Annotated in this window: 19 protein-coding genes and 2 pseudogenes; 15 read left to right on the forward strand and 6 right to left on the reverse strand. The window is 39.2% G+C overall.

The genetic code is table 11. The features are described 5' to 3' along the window. Positions 1-169 precede the first annotated feature (169 nt). The 8 genes from AC1D69_RS06555 (at position 170) to lpxA (ending at position 7256) form a co-directional block, all read left to right on the forward strand. Positions 170-1375, forward strand: coding sequence for an MFS transporter (locus AC1D69_RS06555; protein ID WP_495455344.1), 1206 nt, complete (start codon positions 170-172; stop codon positions 1373-1375). Positions 1376-1683: 308 nt separating this feature from the next. Next, positions 1684-2853, forward strand: a complete 1170-nt coding sequence (locus tag AC1D69_RS06560; RefSeq protein WP_495455345.1) for a glucose-1-phosphate adenylyltransferase — start codon at positions 1684-1686, stop codon at positions 2851-2853. Next, positions 2850-3953 (forward strand): glucose-1-phosphate adenylyltransferase subunit GlgD, encoded by a 1104-nt coding sequence (gene glgD / locus AC1D69_RS06565; protein WP_495455346.1) that lies wholly within the window; start codon positions 2850-2852, stop codon positions 3951-3953. The genes AC1D69_RS06560 and glgD overlap by 4 nt, the downstream gene beginning before the upstream one ends. A 173-nt stretch (positions 3954-4126) precedes the next feature. Further along, complete coding sequence (locus AC1D69_RS06570) at positions 4127-4636, forward strand: mismatch-specific DNA-glycosylase (protein ID WP_495455347.1); 510 nt, start codon at positions 4127-4129, stop codon at positions 4634-4636. Between the two features lie 84 nt (positions 4637-4720). Then, positions 4721-5158, forward strand: coding sequence for an RrF2 family transcriptional regulator (locus AC1D69_RS06575; RefSeq protein WP_495455348.1), 438 nt, complete (start codon positions 4721-4723; stop codon positions 5156-5158). Positions 5159-5347: 189 nt separating this feature from the next. After that, positions 5348-5998 (forward strand): nitroreductase family protein, encoded by a 651-nt coding sequence (locus tag AC1D69_RS06580; RefSeq protein WP_495455349.1) that lies wholly within the window; start codon positions 5348-5350, stop codon positions 5996-5998. 162 nt (positions 5999-6160) lie between these two features. Further along, positions 6161-6247: a hypothetical protein gene (locus AC1D69_RS06585; RefSeq protein ID WP_495455675.1), complete on the forward strand. Its 87-nt coding sequence runs from the start codon at positions 6161-6163 to the stop codon at positions 6245-6247. 232 nt (positions 6248-6479) lie between these two features. Then, the gene (gene lpxA / locus AC1D69_RS06590; RefSeq protein WP_495455350.1) at positions 6480-7256 is read left to right on the forward strand and encodes an acyl-ACP--UDP-N-acetylglucosamine O-acyltransferase; all 777 of its coding nucleotides are present in this window, start codon (positions 6480-6482) and stop codon (positions 7254-7256) included. Between the two features lie 86 nt (positions 7257-7342). Here lpxA and AC1D69_RS06595 read toward each other — a convergent pair whose 3' ends face one another. Continuing rightward, a complete protein-coding gene (locus tag AC1D69_RS06595) occupies positions 7343-7792 on the reverse strand; it encodes a DinB family protein (RefSeq protein WP_495455351.1) in 450 nt (149 codons plus the stop codon). Between the two features lie 195 nt (positions 7793-7987). Between AC1D69_RS06595 and AC1D69_RS06600 the strand changes: the two genes are divergently transcribed. Further along, entirely contained in the window at positions 7988-8980 is a 993-nt protein-coding gene (locus tag AC1D69_RS06600) for a cation diffusion facilitator family transporter (protein ID WP_495455352.1), read from the forward strand. A gap of 59 nt (positions 8981-9039) precedes the next feature. Here the strand turns inward: AC1D69_RS06600 and AC1D69_RS06605 are convergent, their stop codons facing one another. After that, positions 9040-9912 carry a DegV family protein gene (locus tag AC1D69_RS06605; RefSeq protein ID WP_495455353.1) on the reverse strand — a complete coding sequence of 291 codons (873 nt, stop codon included), beginning with the start codon at positions 9910-9912 and terminating at the stop codon, positions 9040-9042. A 34-nt stretch (positions 9913-9946) separates the two neighbouring features. Next, positions 9947-10375 (reverse strand): hypothetical protein, encoded by a 429-nt coding sequence (locus AC1D69_RS06610; protein ID WP_495455354.1) that lies wholly within the window; start codon positions 10373-10375, stop codon positions 9947-9949. A gap of 170 nt (positions 10376-10545) precedes the next feature. Here AC1D69_RS06610 and AC1D69_RS06615 point away from each other — a divergent pair, with 170 nt between their 5' ends. Further along, on the forward strand, positions 10546-10926 hold the full coding sequence (locus AC1D69_RS06615) for a DUF423 domain-containing protein (protein ID WP_495455355.1): 381 nt from the start codon (positions 10546-10548) through the stop codon (positions 10924-10926). A 74-nt stretch (positions 10927-11000) separates the two neighbouring features. On the opposite strand, the gene AC1D69_RS06620 is transcribed toward AC1D69_RS06615, so the two are convergent. After that, positions 11001-11558, reverse strand: a complete 558-nt coding sequence (locus tag AC1D69_RS06620; protein WP_495455356.1) for a hypothetical protein — start codon at positions 11556-11558, stop codon at positions 11001-11003. A gap of 199 nt (positions 11559-11757) precedes the next feature. Between AC1D69_RS06620 and AC1D69_RS06625 the strand changes: the two are divergent. The 4 genes and pseudogenes from AC1D69_RS06625 to AC1D69_RS06640 form a co-directional block, all read left to right on the forward strand. Continuing rightward, positions 11758-11877, forward strand: a pseudogene (locus tag AC1D69_RS06625) (YunC family protein); the annotation flags it as partial. Positions 11878-12493: 616 nt separating this feature from the next. Continuing rightward, positions 12494-12685, forward strand: coding sequence for a helix-turn-helix domain-containing protein (locus tag AC1D69_RS06630; RefSeq protein ID WP_495455357.1), 192 nt, complete (start codon positions 12494-12496; stop codon positions 12683-12685). Positions 12686-12748: 63 nt separating this feature from the next. Then, positions 12749-13861: a site-specific integrase gene (locus tag AC1D69_RS06635; protein ID WP_495455358.1), complete on the forward strand. Its 1113-nt coding sequence runs from the start codon at positions 12749-12751 to the stop codon at positions 13859-13861. A 66-nt stretch (positions 13862-13927) separates the two neighbouring features. After that, positions 13928-14128, forward strand: a pseudogene (locus AC1D69_RS06640) (DUF1805 domain-containing protein); the annotation flags it as partial. A 71-nt stretch (positions 14129-14199) separates the two neighbouring features. Here the strand turns inward: AC1D69_RS06640 and mtnA are convergent. After that, positions 14200-15294, reverse strand: coding sequence for an S-methyl-5-thioribose-1-phosphate isomerase (mtnA, locus tag AC1D69_RS06645; protein WP_495455359.1), 1095 nt, complete (start codon positions 15292-15294; stop codon positions 14200-14202). After that, positions 15291-16523, reverse strand: coding sequence for an S-methyl-5-thioribose kinase (gene mtnK / locus AC1D69_RS06650; RefSeq protein WP_495455360.1), 1233 nt, complete (start codon positions 16521-16523; stop codon positions 15291-15293). The genes mtnA and mtnK overlap by 4 nt, the downstream gene beginning before the upstream one ends. A gap of 280 nt (positions 16524-16803) precedes the next feature. Here mtnK and AC1D69_RS06655 point away from each other — a divergent pair, with 280 nt between their 5' ends. After that, positions 16804-17265 carry a Dps family protein gene (locus tag AC1D69_RS06655; protein WP_495455361.1) on the forward strand — a complete coding sequence of 154 codons (462 nt, stop codon included), beginning with the start codon at positions 16804-16806 and terminating at the stop codon, positions 17263-17265. Positions 17266-17438: the final 173 nt, after the last annotated feature.

The following is a 17438-nucleotide window of genomic DNA, read 5'->3' on the forward strand; positions in this document are numbered from 1 at the left end:
ATATATTTGTACCCTTGAACAGAATAATGAATCGAAATCGGACTTAATAGTATAGTGATTCCAGCAGGATAGGAGTAGAATAGTACCTAATGTTGCCAATTGTGATGGGAATCTTTCATATGACATACGAGAAGTAAGCTACATCAAATACGATATGAAAGGAGTAAACATGACATTTCTATGGAAAAGGAACTTAGTTGTCCTCTGGGTGGGTGTGTTCTTTTGTAGCACAGCTTATTCAATATCCATTCCCTTTCTTCCCATATTTCTGAATACGGAACTTGGAGTGGAAGCGAATATAGAGATTTGGTCAGGATTGGCATTCGGAATCACCTTCCTAGCTAGCGCATTGATCTCTCCATTCTGGGGTTCTCTAGCAGATAAGTATGGGCGTAAGCCGATGTTGATTCGGTCAGGGTTTAGTCTTGCGGCATTATACTTATTGAATTATTTCGTAACGGATCCCTATTGGTTCTTAGGAGTAAGAGTGTTGCAGGGGTTACTCGCTGGGTTCGTCCCTGCGGCAATTGCGTTGGTGGCAACAAATACACCAGAAGATAAGACGGGGTATGCATTAGGAATTATGTCTACTGCTGGAGCAACAGGAAGTATTCTGGGTCCCCTAATCGGAGGATTTGTAAGTCATTATTACGGAAATCGGAATGCATTTCTATTCTCTAGCATCATCGTATTAGTCTCCGCGTTGATTGCGACCTTTTTTGCCAAAGAACATAATTTCGATCGTAACGCTGTCCGGTCTCATGTTAGGGACGATCTGAAGATGGCGGCGAAGAACACCACATTTATGACTTTGATGGGGCTCGTATTCATTACAACATTCTCGGTTATGATTCTGGAACCTCTCATTACGGTGTATGTCATGGACATGGGGGTTGCGAAGGAGAATGCTTCACGTACTTCAGGAATTATATTCTCTGCTGTTGGGATCGCAACCATTATCATGGCTCCGCAGTGGGCGAGAATAGGAAGAAAGATTGGATACGTGAAAGTGTTATTTCTTGGACTGATCGGCGGAGGTCTAGGGAATATATTGCAGTTTTTTGTGACAGGTTATATCGGGTTCGGAGTACTTCGATTTGTGTATGGGCTTTTCTTTGCAGCCGTGTATCCAACTATTAATGCATTGATTGTAAATGTAACAGATTCAAGTTTTCGCGGTAGGGCATTTAGCTTGAATCAATCTGCTTCTCAGATGGCAACGATGGCTGGACCGATTATTGGTGGATTGTTAGGGACGTGGCTACCTATTCGGTGGATATTTATTATTAATGGTGCAGCGCTAATCTGTTCTGCGCTTCTTGTGAGATCAAGAATGACGAACCGTCAAGTCACCCCATCTCAAACAGAATCTTAGACGCTCTAATCATAGACCCTCCACAGAGGAATAGCGTATATATGCAAAAATATGTCTGGCAGGAGAAATACACACTGCCAGACATATTCATGTCCACTTTTTCATATACATAGAATGATCTTAAGTCGAAGAAACTTAACATCAATCAATGCACATAGAATGATCTTAAGACGAGAACAAGCTTAGTTAGTCATATCTATCTTTCCTGCAAAGCTCGTATTGATCTCATAGGTTATTCAATAGGGACGTACTCAGATGGCTGTGATAAGCCAGACAAGCATTCGTTTCTTGAGAGGGAGGGTCATGTGATGAAGAATAAAGAATGTATTGCCATGCTGTTAGCTGGAGGCGAGGGTAAACGTTTAGGGAAGTTGACTAAGAAGATTGCTAAACCTGCGGTATTCTTTGGAGGTAAGTACCGTATTATTGACTTCACGCTTAGCAATTGCACGAACTCAGGTATAGATACAGTGGGTGTCTTAACGCAATATCATCCTCAAGCATTGAATCGCTATATCGGGATTGGGAAGCCATGGGATTTGGATCGAAAAGAAGGTGGCGTATCTATTCTTCCACCATTTATCAAGCGAAAAGGTGGAGATTGGTACAAAGGAACGGCAGATGCCATCTATCAGAACATGGATTATATTGAACAATACAACCCTGAATATGTCCTCATTATTTCCGGAGATCATATTTATAAAATGGACTATGAGCGCATGTTACGTTTTCACAAAGAACAGAAGGCAGATGCCACCATCGCTGTCATTGGTGTAAGGTGGAAAGAAGTCAATCGATTTGGAATTCTAAGTGTGGATGACAACCATAAAGTGACTGATTTCAAAGAGAAACCAGAAGATTCTACAAGTAATCTTGCTTCTATGGGCGTGTATATTTACACATGGAAGACACTGAAGCAATACTTAGAGAATGATGCGGCCCAATCGAAGTCAAGTCATGATTTCGGTAAAGATATTATTCCTGCCATGTTAGAGGATGGCATACAGTTAACAGCTTATCCTTTCGAAGGATATTGGAAAGATGTTGGGACCATTGATAGCTTATGGGAAGCGAATATGGATCTATTAGATGATGAGACAACATTGAATCTACATGATCGCAAATGGCGAATCTACTCACTTAATCCGAATCAACCACCACAATATATCGCTGAATCCGCAGTTATTTCTAACTCCCTGGTGAATGAAGGTTGCATTGTATTCGGGGAAGTGAACCATTCCGTCTTGTTCTATGGTGTTGAGATTGGAAAAGGGAGCGTTATTACCGATTCTGTTATTATGCCTAACGCTAAAATTGGAGAGAATGTCACGATCTATAAGGCCATCGTTGGTGAGGGATCCATCATTGGGGATGGTAGTGTTGTGGGCTCACCTGATAGTGAGGAAGTCACGCTAGTAGGTAACCATGAATCTATTCCTTCAGAGTTTCTAACCGTAAAGGAGCAGATGGGGATATGAAGAATGTGATGGGAATTATAAATATGGTGAATGAACCAGATCAGTTAGAAGAGCTAACGTATCACAGGAATATCGCATCTGTTCCATTTGCGGGACGGTACCGTCTCATTGATTTTATTTTATCAAGTATGGTTAATTCCGGTATAACAAATGTGGGCATATTCACACACACGAAATATCGCTCATTAATGGATCATTTAGGGTCAGGGAAAGAATGGGATCTAGATCGTAAAAGATCAGGTTTATTTATTCTTCCTCCTATGAAAGAAGGGCTAGACTCAACCCATGGGGATTTACATACATTAAATGCACATAGAGATTATCTACATCGAAGTAGTGAGGAGTATGTGTTGATCTCTCGTAGTTATATGGTCTGCAATATTGATTTCAATGGATTACAGGAATTCCACAATGATACTAAGGCGGATATCACCATATTGTATAAGGACTCAAGCGATATTGACTCATTCTCTACTCGAATTGGGATGGATGATAAAGGTAAAGTCACTTCGATGTGGGAACCGAATGCATCACCACATGGGGATAAAGTATCCATGGAAATGTTCTTTCTGAAGAAGAGTTTATTGCTAGATTTAATAGAAACATCGTTGGCAGAAGGTCACCACAGTCTCATGAAGGATGCGATCCGGGCGAATATTGGTCGTTTGAACATATATGGATATGCGTATCAAGGATATCTAGGTATTATTAATACGTTGAATAGCTATTACAGGCATAGTATGAATCTTCTAAACCCGAATATCTGGAGAGAGTTGTTCTTTAAGCCAGGTCTTATTTATACGAAAATAAAAGATGAGCCTCCAGCTCGACATATTGCTGGCGGACATACAAGTAACTCTATGGTGGCAAACGGATGTGTTATTGAAGGAACCGTGGAGAATTCGATTCTATTTCGTGGAGTCCGTATCTGTAAAGGTGCATCTGTGAAGAATAGCATTGTTATGCAGAATGGGATCATTCATGAGAACACGTCCATTGATCATGCGATTATCGATAAGGATGTTATAGTCAAACCTGATAGAACATTAATAGGACATGAACGTGCGCCCTTCGTTGTTGTGAAGAGAAAAGTAATCTAATTAATCAGAAATGAATGAATACAGACCGACCATTTCCTTTATGAAGGGGAGTGGTCCTTTCTATGTGTTGGATTTTTTCATAAAGGGTAATGTATTTAGAAGAACTGTTAGGGAATTTGCTATTTCAATCTTGGTCAAATACAATATTAAAAATGTTGTGGAAGGTGGGTCTTATGTCAGAAATTCCAGATCATCTAGATTATGGCCTGTCTATCTTATTTATCGGGTTTAACCCGAGTATCCGTTCAGGGGAAGTGGGTCATCACTACGCAAATCCAAGAAATAACTTTTGGCGAATTCTATATCGTTCGGAGTTAACTCCACGGCTATATGATCCTTCTGAGGATGGAGATCTCCTCCAATTAGGGTATGGCTTCACGAACATTGTCTCTCGACCTACGAGAGGTATGGATGATATTACTCGTGAAGAATATGCGGAGGGACGCGAGATTCTTCGTGCTAAATTAAATAAGTATCAACCGAAGGTTGCTTGTTTTGTAGGTAAGGGAGTGTATACAGAATATAGCCGTAAGACGAAGGTCGGATGGGGATTCCAACCGGAATCCGTCGTGGATGAAATACATGAGTTCGTTGCTCCTTCATCTAGTGGTCTTGTACGTATGTCTATGGATGAGATCGTGGAGATCTATCGTCAACTTACCACTTTTATCGCTGACAGATGAAAGCATCGACCAACCATATAGACGAAGCTTATAGCATTTGTTAGAATGATGATGCATTATAGCGTGAAATGAAGGGGTAGATCAATGATGGTAAAAGAGCGAGTTACAGGGTCTCCCCAGTACAAGTCATTCGGTCTTGCAGTACAGGCTTTAGTAGTGCTAGCTAATAATCAAGGGAATACTTGTCCCAGTTGTTATATTGCGCAGTCTCTTCATTCCGAAGCAACCTTGTTAAGAAGAATACTAGCTAATCTGGTAAGGGAGAACATTCTAGGGACACGTGAGGGCAGAGAGGGTGGATATCTGCTGAAAAGGGATCCTAAATTACTCACATTGGCAGAGGTATACATTGCGCTTGAGGTAGGGACTGCGAAATATAAAGCCATGATAGATACGACTTGTGAGAATGAATTAGGAATTCGATTTAGAGCTGATTTCACAGAAATACTGAATGAAGTGGATCGAAATATATTGGAGACATTCAAGAAATATACAATCGCAGATTTAGCACATAAAGAATAGTGTTGACAGCCGTTATTTGTTTGTTCTATACTGTACATTATAAAGTAACAGTTAGTAAATGGATCATTCAGGGGATGCGGTTTACGAATTTGTATCCTCATACGGAGGAACATATTTTTTTGGATTTAACTGTGCTTATATTTACACAGAAACACATAAATAGATAACAATGGATATGGAGGCGTTACAATGACGAATAATGGATTACAGGTGGAGAAGGATTTCGATACGGTTATTAGAGAAAGACATTCAGTAAGAAAGTACGATGCAACATGGAAGATGACAGAAGAGGAGATTAAGGAGATTCTGGCAGATGCTATTCTAGCACCTTCTTCTTCCAATCTACAACCATGGAGATTTATCGTTATTCAAGATCCAAGTTTGAAGGAGAAATTACTTCCGGTTGCATTTAACCAACAACAAGTTGTTGATGCTTCCGCAGTCATCGCTGTGATCGGCGATTTGGAAGCTTATCAGAATGTCGAGAAGATTCACGGACTTGCGGTTGAAGCAGGAGTGATGACACCGGATATTAAAGATATGATGGTGAAGAACACTATGAACACGTATCCGAATGCTGGTGCTGAGAAACTGAAAGAAATCGCATTGGTTGACGGTGGATTAATCTCGATGCAACTTATGCTTGCTGCCAAAGCTAAAGGATATGATACGGTACCTATGGGTGGCTATAACGAAGAACAATTCAAACAATTATTTGATATTTCCGATCGTTATAAGACCGTTATGTTAATTGCCTTAGGAAAAGCAGCAGTAGAAGCACGGCCATCCGTTCGTTTACCACTGGAAGATGTGTCATTCTGGAACGAGTTTAAAAATTAATAGTCCGTCTTCATATCAATAATTTATTATATAAATAAATGCTTCTTACCATACGCGACAAAAGTTAAATCCGACTTTTGTCGCGTCTTTGTGTTGTGTTCATGTCGAAAAATGTAGGCCTAAAGTAGGTTTTATTGTTTTCTTCTTCTTTAATGTTCCCAATTGGAAGGTATAAACTATAAGGTTAAAGAAGAAGAGGACGAGACTTTTATGTTTTATTGTAAAACCTTTGAATTTGAAGTTTTTTAGATTTCTGAGAGTACTAGAATTGTTTATTATGGCCTTGGGATTATTCCCAAGGTTTTTTATTGATTTTCTAATGTAGCGCATTCTACATTTTAACTTCCTAAAAATTGAAATTAAAACTATAATATTACATACAAACGAAAGAAAGATTATGTCGAAACAAATCGCATTAATCCTAAAAACGATTCGATTATATTCTTATTACTCAAAATAATTATAAACGGAGGCAGACTGTATGTTACATTCCACAGCAATTATTCATCCTACAGCATTAATCGGAAATAACGTTGAAATTGGTCCATATTCTATCATTGAAAAAAACACAAAAGTGGGAAACGGATGTAAAATTGAAAGTCATGTTCGAATTGGCAGCAACACGACAATTGGCGAGAATAACCGCATATTTCAAGGGGCTATTATCGGGGGTATTCCTATGGATTTGAGTTACGAAGGACAAGAAACATATCTTACTATTGGGGACAATAATGTTGTACGAGAATATGTGACAATCAGCAAAGGAACGATTAAAGGAGGCGGGGTAACCAAAGTAGGAAATGATAATTTCATTATGAATTTTGTACATATTGGTCATGATACAGCAATTGGAGATCACTGTGTTTTTGCTAATAACGTTCAAATTGCTGGCCACATCGAAATTGAAGATTATGTGACTATTGGTGGTTGCACTGCCGTTCATCAGTTTTGCAAAATCGGCCAATTATCGATGATTGGCGGAGTAAGTGGTGTAACGAAAGATATTGTACCTTACGCTTTAGCTAATGGAACTCGAGCAAGTATTTATGGGATTAACATCGTTGGATTGAAACGAAAAGGGATGAATCAAGAAGATATCCGAATTATTAAACATATTAATAATCTTTTATTCCGTAATAAGTTGACGCTCCCTCACGCGATTGATGAAATTCAAAATTTACCTCCGTCCAATTTTAAAGAACATACACTTCATTTTTTGACTAGGTCTGAACGCGGTATTGCAAAAATGAAATTATAGAAAACTTAGTTTTATTTTTTTACAAAGCAAAAACCAGTCCATTACGTTGTTCGCAAAGGACTGGCTTAAAGAGATCAATCTACATATTACATGAAGAATGGAAGTTCGGTCACACCACCCATACGAGCGTAGGTGAATAATTGACCTTTATGATGTACTTCATGGTCGAGTGCATTGCTTAGGAATATATAAGCTGGTGCTGTATTTCCGAAGAATGTGACTTCTTTTTGCAGATGTTCTTCTGTGATAGAAGAGAGCAATGAACTCGTAGATTCAGTGTAACGGTGTACGAGGGTACGTACATCCTCTAGTGTATTCCACTCGTCTTTGGACTGAGGAGGTGTAAATTCGCCGCGAACTATTGAATTAGTAAACATTTCGGTAGAAAGGGCAATATGAAGAGCCAGCTCGCCATAACTCATTCCGCCTTCCCAAGGCTTGTACTGAACTAGCTCACTGTGATCCAGCTCAATTAGTTTATGTAACACTTCACGGTGTTTCTTCCACCGACTCATAACATCGTTCATTTCTAACATTTATAATCCTCCTGTATTCTTGCATATGATATAAGTAAGATGGTAACGAAAATAAAGCGGAATTGCAAATAATGATGTAGTGGGAATGAAAAAACAATAATCCAGTATTTTCGAAAAAATGGTATGATCCAAGAGAGGTATTTTTAGTACATATTGTAGAATCTAGTTCGTAAAAAACAAACCATAGGAGGAATTATGAAACAAGGATCATCCACAGAAGGTAAACAAACCCTCTGGCAGCTAGTTAAAAAAGGAAACAAATCATCTGCTATTGCTATGACAGGTAATGCATTACTCGCGGGTATTAAAACGGTTGCTGCAACAATGAGTGGTAGCGGGGCAATGTTTGCATCGGCTATGCATTCCTTTGCAGATGCGATTAACCAAGCTTTTGTATTTATCGGTAGTGTCCTTTCGGAGAAAAAGCCTACAAGACGTTTCCCAACCGGCTTCGGTCGTGTCATCAACATCTTCTGTATGATCGCAGTCATTGTCGTAACGGTCATGGCGTATGAGACGATTCTCGAGGGGATTCATCTAATCCAGCATCCAGTGGCGAGTGGAGGATACTTTTGGTTAAGTGTGGGAGTACTCTTAGTTAATATTATTATTGACGGGACTATTCTTTTTAAAGCGATGAAAGAAATCCTGCATGAGGCTCGCGTTGAGGCGAAGGGCTTCGGTATTGTTTCTGGGGCATTTAAAAATGTAAGTCGTTCAGCACCCCCAACAAGGCTTGTATTCTATGAAGATATGGTAGCCGTGACGGGAGCCTTACTTGCACTAATAGCGATCGTTGTCACTTCGTTCGTAGCTTCACCTTATTTGGACGGTGTAACGACCATGCTAATCGGGTTACTTATGGTTGGAGTTGCATTCAAGGTAGGTTACGACAATATGATTGGTCTAATTGGCGTGGCAGCACCCCTAGAGATAGAAACAAGAATCTCAAAGATTATTCTTCAAGCAGCACATGTGAAGGATATTCATTCTTTACGTATTCTACAAGAAGGTCGATACTACCATATAGAAGGCCTGATCGAGCTAGAAAAGGGTCTTACCCTTGCCGATGCAGATGATATTAAGTTCGATGTTAAAGGTCTATTGTTATTAGATCCGGACATCGCCGATGTTACGTTAGGCATTATAGAGGATGATGATCTACAGACCTGGATTGTCAGCGAATAAAATTTTAAAGCGATAATCGATATGACAAACCCCTGACGTTCATTCGTCAGGGGTTTATTTTACACTACTACGTTATTCACTGTGAGAGGTTGCTTCGAATACATAATGCCGATCGTTTGTGGTCCGCAGTGGCTACTAATAACACAACCAGCAGTAGATAAGTCAATCTTAGCATGCGTAACCTCTTGGAGACTTGCTTGTAAGAAGAGAGCATCTTCTTCCGCGAGAGAATGAACGACAAGGATGTGATCTTGATCCATAAGCTCTTTCTTGTCTATCGCATTTTGTAAGAGTTGTTCTATAGCCTTTTCACGTTTACCGCGGACTCGAATCGTAGGTGTCATTTTACCTTCGGCTACTTTAATGATTGGACGAATCTTTAGTAGGCTACCAATGATGTTCTGCATGCCAGAACAACGTCCACCTTTGTAGAGATATTCTAGGGTATCAACAACGAACTCCGCTTCAATCTCAGGTCTCACAGACTCGAGAAGAGTTACAATGTCTTGCAATGACTGTCCTGCTTGAGCTGCTATAGCTGCTTTCTTCACTAAAAGTCCAATGGCAGATGATAAGTTCAATGAATCAATAACTGCGATCTGGTCAGATGGATATTCACCTGCTGCAATGAGGGCATTCTGGTATGTGGAGGATAGTTCTGAAGAGAGGCTTATAAAAAGAATCTGATCCCCTTGTTCTATGTACGGGTTGAAGGCTCTCATGAAGTCAGCCGGCGAAGGGGCTGCTGTCTTAGGCAATTCTCCACTTTCATTGACTCTCTGATAGAGATCAACAGGAGTGATGTCTATTCCATCTCTCAGGGACTCTTCTCCAAATACAACATATAACGGAACAATGCCGATGTTGTATTCCTCAATCCAAGACGTAGGCAGATCACTAGTACTGTCAGCAAATATTTTAATGGATGGCATATTATAGTAATCTCCCTTTTACATTCGTGTTTCTTTAAGTAGTTGAACTAATGACAGAAATAACAAAAAACGAGGCTATGCTTAATAAAATAACACCATTAAGAATTAAACCTAGTATTGCGAATATTTTCTTTCTATTTTTAAGTGATACTCCAACAATACCCAGAATTAAGCCAATTACGTTCATTAGAATGAATAAGATGACCACTAAGACTGCAATTCCCAATTTCTGTACTATATTGTCGTTGGTAGCTAAGGCGTTACTTTCAACATCTAAAATGGGTGAGATGAGGGCGCCAATTAAGGCGACAGATACAATATAACCTAACAGGCTGACCATACTTAGTACAAAAGATGCAATTCCGGGACCCGAATGCTTTACAATAACAGGTGGATCTGAAAGGATCGGGTTAAAGAATGATCCTTCTGTACCAGATGGTTGCTGTGGTTCGTTTGAATGCATGGTTGTTCCTCCTCTTAGAAATATTCACAATACTATTACTTTTCCATATTTGAATAGAAAAATCAAGGATTGTTATATTGTGACCTGAAAGCTATGAAGTGGTAAAGGTGTGGGGGATGAGGTATTATAGCGTAAGAATAACTGATATATGATGAAGGAGCTGAAAGAAGTTGCAAAGGACATTTGCTAAATGGGGAGCGATTTTGATGGCTCTATCTGTAGGGATTGGGGCTTTTGGGGCGCACTTATTAGAGTCAAGAATAGGTGAAGATGCATTAGGGGTATACGAAACAGGGGTTCATTATCATATGATTCACGCACTTGGACTTCTATTGATAAGCTTGACGGTTGGTCAATGGGGTGAGTCAAAGAGCCTCAAATGGGCAGGTTGGTTATTAATTGTTGGGATTATATTGTTCTCGGGCAGTCTTTATGTGTTAAGTATCACTGGAATTAAAGTGCTAGGGGCTATTACACCTCTTGGTGGTGTAGCATTCATCGCGGGCTGGTTATGCTATTTCTCAGCTTTCTTACAATCCAAGAAAGTATAATCTTAAAGAAGAGGACCCTCAAGGATCCTCTTTCTTTTATCCATGATGAGAGTTAAATGAAGAGTTTATTCATCCTATTTATCCGTAAAAGAGTCAATTTCGTTAAGCTTAAACGAATATACTTGCTTCTCGTCCACATGGTACACGTTAATATATTGTTGTTCTTCATCGAAATTTAATATTCGACATGGAATGTCTAAATGTTGACCTTGCCGATTGGCAGTTAGACGTACGAGACGATTGTCTTTAATACAAGATTTAATCCATGCTCGGGGATCTTTGGGATGTTCTGATGTTGACTGTTGTTTGTTCTTGTTTGTTGTAGTGGATGCTTTAGCAGGAGAGGACGCTTGAACTAAGTCTTTTTTAATTGTATTACTATTGTTACTTTCAGAAAGCTGGGAGCTTAACAATTCATTTTTAGGAATGGCGACCTTATTCTTGGATTGAAGAAGTTTATCTATAGTCTCGCCTAAGGTAATTCCAGACTGAATTTTGAAATCCATAACTTGGTTGTTTCCGTTCAGGATTTCAATTAACAATTGAAGAGCTTGAGCGCTGGAATCATCTTTGATCAATATGTCGACGTTGAATAAATATCCATTGTTCTCGTAAATTTGTTGTTTATTCATAATTCCTCCAGCTTATCAGTGAAATGTTACCTATGTTATCAACTATACCATTAAAATGGAAATAAATATAGTCCTAATGTCGTAGGACTAAAGTGGAAAAAGTACATAATTCGACAAATTACGCAGTTTTGTCTAAGACACTCTCTTGTCTTAGATTGCATACACATAATGTTGAGACAGATTAGAGGAGGTGTCTACCATAATTAATATTGTGCCCATCATTATCGAGGGGATAACTGTGACTGGGGTTGAAGTAAAACTTCCCAAAACTACACTCTTAACCATTAATACTTCTAAGGGTTATATCATGTGTGGTGCACATCATATATGTTATTTCTGGGAAGGTTGATAAACATTGATTACTTCATGATGGAATCCATTTAGGACAAGCTTTAGGGTTATTGCTCATTATCCATTTAAATTTATGATCTAAAAGTGAAATAAAGTGGGATTCACTCTTTATTGTGACCGAATCTGTGATTTAGTGAATGCAATTGAGACCACATGAAATCTTAAATGACATCTAAGTTTATTGACATTAAAGGTGTGGTAAAATAACCTACTAGTGATAACGAAAATTAAAATTATATTTATATATAACATCAAAAATGGGGAGTGTACAGCATGATGAATTCGGTATTTTTTGTTGCGGGTATGGCTTTAACTGGAATTTGCATTGGAGGTTTAATTGTGGTTTTTAAATCTAGATTTAAGAAGTAAGAGGGAAGCGATCGAATAACATTTGAAGAAAAAGAACAGATCTCTTTCATAAATAATAAAATCAGAAGGTATCCTGTTCCCGTGTGTATTCACGGGATTGGTGTACCTTCTTTTTTTACGTAATAGAGGTTAAGAAAACTGCATTTCAGGTACCTATAATTAATGTGGTATCGGACAAATTCATGAATACATAGAAGTAAATCAGAGGTGATCGTATGGAAGTGAAAGATAAGAAAGTGTTACTTGGTATTAGAGAGATCATGTCGAGAACAGGATTTGGAAGAGAGACTGTTAATGACATTATGGACAGCGGAGAGTTATATGTTGTGAAGGTTGGTAAACGCCAGTATGTTCATGAAGAGGTCCTTGATAAGTGGCTTAAAGGTGAGGATAGGAGAGATGACTGATTTAGAAAATAAGTCAGATCTGACTCCGTATCATTTGGTCATAAGAATGGAGGGGATTGTAGGATGGCTGCACCTACTAGAAACCCAACGACAAAAAAGTGGGACTTCGTCTTCGACTACTACGTGGGAGGAAAACGAAAACAGGTAAGAAGAAGAGGCTTCGATACGCAACGTGAGGCCAATAAAGCAATGATCAGTTTACAAAAAGAAGTGCAAAATGATGAATATGTGCAGAACAATCAGCAAAAAGTAGGCCCTTTTATGACTTATTGGCTAGATCATGTGAGGAAATTGGAATGCGATGATACAACCTTTTACAATAATCAATTGGTTTTGAAGAATCATATTATTCCTCGCATTGGTGACATCAAGCTACAACACTTAGACCCGTTGACTTGCCAAAAATTTATTAAAGGTATGCATGACGATGGCTACGCTAGAAACACTATTGAGCGGGTGGCAACGTTAATAAAGCAAGCTTTAGACACAGCCATTATTTACAAATATATGAAAGAAAATAATATGAGGAAGGTTACTTTACCAAAAAAGTTGAAACGAGAACTAAACGTATGGACCCTTGATCAAGTAAACCATTTCTTGAATTTCACTAGAACAAGAAGATACTACTGTGTTTATGCTCTGGCATTACTAGCTGGAATGAGACAAGGAGAGATTCTGGGATTGAGATGGAAGGATATTGATTTCGAGAAGAAAACAATAGCTATAAACCAGACGCTAACTCACTATGGGAAAAGTCTCAGTCATGGAGCGAAGACGATATCAGGGAATAGAACGATATCTATTCCTTCACAATTAGTTGAAGTACTACGAAGACAGCGAAAGGCTTACGAAGCACTCAAACAGAGACTTGGTCCAGCATTTGAAGATATAGATATCGTAATATTCAACTTAAAGAATGGGAAGACGATTTACCCCTCTAACTTAACAAAGACTTGGTTGAAAGATGTTAAAGAAGCGGAGTTACCTCATATTCGCTTTCATGATATGAGGCATACGCATGCAACAATGCTGATTCAGCGAAATGTGAACGTGAAGATCATATCCGAGCGACTGGGACATTCAAAGTCTAGTATCACGCTAGATGTTTACAGTCATGTGATACCTAGTATGCAACTCGAACTAGCAAACACGATTGAAGAAATGATTACATTGTGACCGCATTGTGATTCCAGGGTCATAAGATGTTCGAATACGCTGTAGGCATGGGGTTTCTTGATACGTTATCTCGTTCGTGGTGCTCTGGATGTTGGATTGTTGAATACACGACTGTCTGATCGTCAGATCATCGCTGGAAGAGCTGTTGGTGTAAAAACGCTTCAAGAGCTATTGGATGCACCCCTTGAATCTGTTACTTATGAAGCAGAGAAGTTGGGTATTACCCAAGGAATTACGGGAAGAGAAGCTTTACTGAAAATGGTGTAACCTGGTCACATTCAAAAGACCAATTCGTCAAGGCGAATTGGTCTTTTATGCTGAATGAAGATGTGTATGGGTTATTTCGAAAAAATAGCAGCTAAATTTTCTTTGTAAGGTGCTTGGATGATCCCTTTTTCCGTAATAATAGCTGTTACATATTCGTTAGGAGTGACATCAAATGCAGGGTTGTACACTTTGATATCTTGAGGTGCAGTTCGTTTGCCGAATCCTTCGGTTATTTCTTCAGCAGGTCTTTCTTCAATCGGAATCTCTTCACCTGTCTCGGTATTTAAATCAATGGTAGAAAGAGGACAAGCTACATAAAAGGGAATTCCATGTGCTTTGGCTAGTACAGCTACACTGTAAGTGCCAATCTTATTCGCTACATCTCCGTTTGCAGCAACTCGGTCTGTACCGACGATGACAGCTTGGATCCAGCCCTTGGCCATCACCATTCCAGCCATATTATCGCAAATAAGTGTAACATCAACTCCAGCTTGTTGTAGTTCAAATGCGGTAAGTCTTGCGCCTTGAAGAACAGGGCGAGTCTCATCAGCATACACTTTTAAGTGAATTCCTTGTTCATGGGCAAGATACATTGGAGCAAGTGCCGTACCGTATTTCGCAGTAGCGAGCCCACCAGCATTACAATGGGTTAGTACGCCCATACCATCATGGAATAATGGGAGTGCATGTTCACCAATCAGACGACATACTTCTTCATCTTCTAATTGAATTGCTTGTGCTTCAGCAAGAAGTGCTTGATTCCGTTCATCAATGGTATGTCCTTCTTGGGTAAGTTCTGTTGCTCTATTCTTCATGCGATCTAGCGCCCAGAAAAGATTCACAGCCGTTGGCCGTGAGGTTGCTAGATAATGGCTAACCTTAAGAACATGATTCAACCACGTATTTGGATCGTCATTAGTGGGTTCACTAGGGTTGTCGCTGTCCAGGGAAATCTGAGTTCCTAGAACGACACCATATGCAGCTGCAATACCAATCGCTGGAGCACCGCGTACTTTCATCGTATGTATGGCATCCCAGACTCCTTCTGGGGTATAAAGGTCCAACATAACAATGGATTCAGGAAGTAATCTCTGATCTAGAAGAACGAGATGATTGTCTCTCCATGTTAGAGAAGATAGAGGTTCAGAAGTATCTGTCGGATTCATGTTGTAGCTCCTTGTCTAGTAGGTGTTGGAATCGTTTCTTGTATGATCCGTAACAATTCTTCAACAGAAGATAGTTGACGATGATTTAGAATGAGTTGTTTCCCAATAGCTAGAGCCTTACGCTGTGCAGCCTCTTTCAATTCGTCATTTACGATCGTATCGATATCAGCAACGTGAGCTAACCCTACAATGCGTCGAATCATTTTGCAACCAGCGAATCCAACTGTATCCTGAAAAACCCGTGTAACGTACATATCTTGATATCCCGGAGTGCGTGCCATTAGGTCTTGTATATCTGAATTCCACAATGTCCTGAACTTAGATTCGAATTCTCTCCAGACGTTCTCAATCATAAGTAGCAGTTGTGCTTCCTTCGCTAGAACTGCGGACTCCGTATCATTCCAACCGGGTTGTGCAACATAATTTAGAACTAGATTAGCTAGTACAGCACCAATATCGAAACCCATCGGACCATAATAGGCAAATTCCGGGTCAATGACTTTTGTGGATGTTGGGGTAATAAAAATACTGCCGGTATGTAAATCACCATGAAGAAGCGCTTGAGATTGGGTTAGGAACTTTTCTCTTAGCAAAGCTATCTCTAAATGAAGGTCCAAATTGTCACGTAAATTCTGAGCTTCATCTTCAATGTAATAGGGATAATTATTGTGTTCTGAGATATGATAAGGATCCTCAAAGATCAAATCCTCCGTAATTTTACATAAGTCTGGGTTGATGAATTTCTTGGATTGTTCTTTTTTTGCAACGGGATTTAGGTATAGATCTGATGTGTAAAATAGTGAAGTAGCAAGGAACTCTCCGATATGTTCAGCAAATAGAGGGTATTCCTCTCCATTAATTAAACCTTGTCGCATAATCATGTGATCACTTAAGTCTTCCATGACGGTGAGTGCAAGATCTTCATCATAAGCAATGACCTGAGGGACGCGTCCTGGACAGAGTGAATATTGTTTCTGGAGTGCTTCTCGTTCGATTCTAGCGCGATCTAAAGATAATGGCCAAGATTCACCTACGACTTTTGCATAAGGAAGAGCTTGTTTGACAATGATACTCTTACCGGTGTTTGCGTCGGTAATGTGAAATACTAAATTCAAATTTCCGTCTCCTATTTCACGACAAACCAGAGTGGATTTATCAGAGAAGAAATTAGGTATTTCCTGGACGTAAGCGATAGCTTCCTCATTATTCAAGGGATGATATGTGGACAAACGGATTCACCTCCGGCGAGTTTAAAATAACGTTATCCCTACTTGTTAACTGGGTATAATTTAGTATAACGGAATTTAGACATAGTTTGTACATTTATTTAAATGAAGCGTGACGTTTGATGTTTCATCACATGGGTAAAGGGGGTAAAGTATAGATAAGCAAGCGGGTAACGAAATATCCGAGATTCACTAATAACGACATCCTAATGCAGGTCACTTGCTTGTCATTTAGTATACAGACAGGTTTATACCATATTAATAGAAAAGGAAGGGATTTATCATGGCAAAAACAACTTCAGCTACTCAAAAAACAACATTAGAACAGGTTCTAAATCAACAAGTTGCGAACTTAAATGTTCTATATGTGAAGGTACATAACTATCATTGGTATGTACGCGGAGATAAGTTCTTTACATTACATGTGAAATTTGAAGAATTGTATAACGATATTACGTTGAAAATGGACGAGGTTGCTGAACGACTATTGACCATCAAAGGAAGTCCAGTTGCAACAATGAAAGAATTCCTAGACATTACAACAATTCAAGAAGCTGACGGTAAAGAAGATGCAAGTAAAATGGTGCAGAATCTGATTGAAGACTTTGCAACCGTTGCAGAAGAACTTGAAGAAGGAATTGATCTTGCGGAGAATTCTCATGACCATGTGACAGGAGATCTGTTGATTACGATCAAAGGTGACTTGGAGAAACATATGTGGATGTTGCGTTCTTTATTAGGTTAATTTCGCTAAATATAGCGCATATTTATAGAAGATGGGCTTGGCTGAAATCTCAGCCAAGCCCATTTTACTTATAAGATGCCTTTTTTTGCTAAACGGTTATTGACGAATAGGGTTGATAAAAATGTTCTTTCGTATAAAATTAATGAGAATCATTGAGAATCAAATGGATTTAG

It is taken from the genome of Paenibacillus sp. Y301 (genome assembly GCF_059445505.1).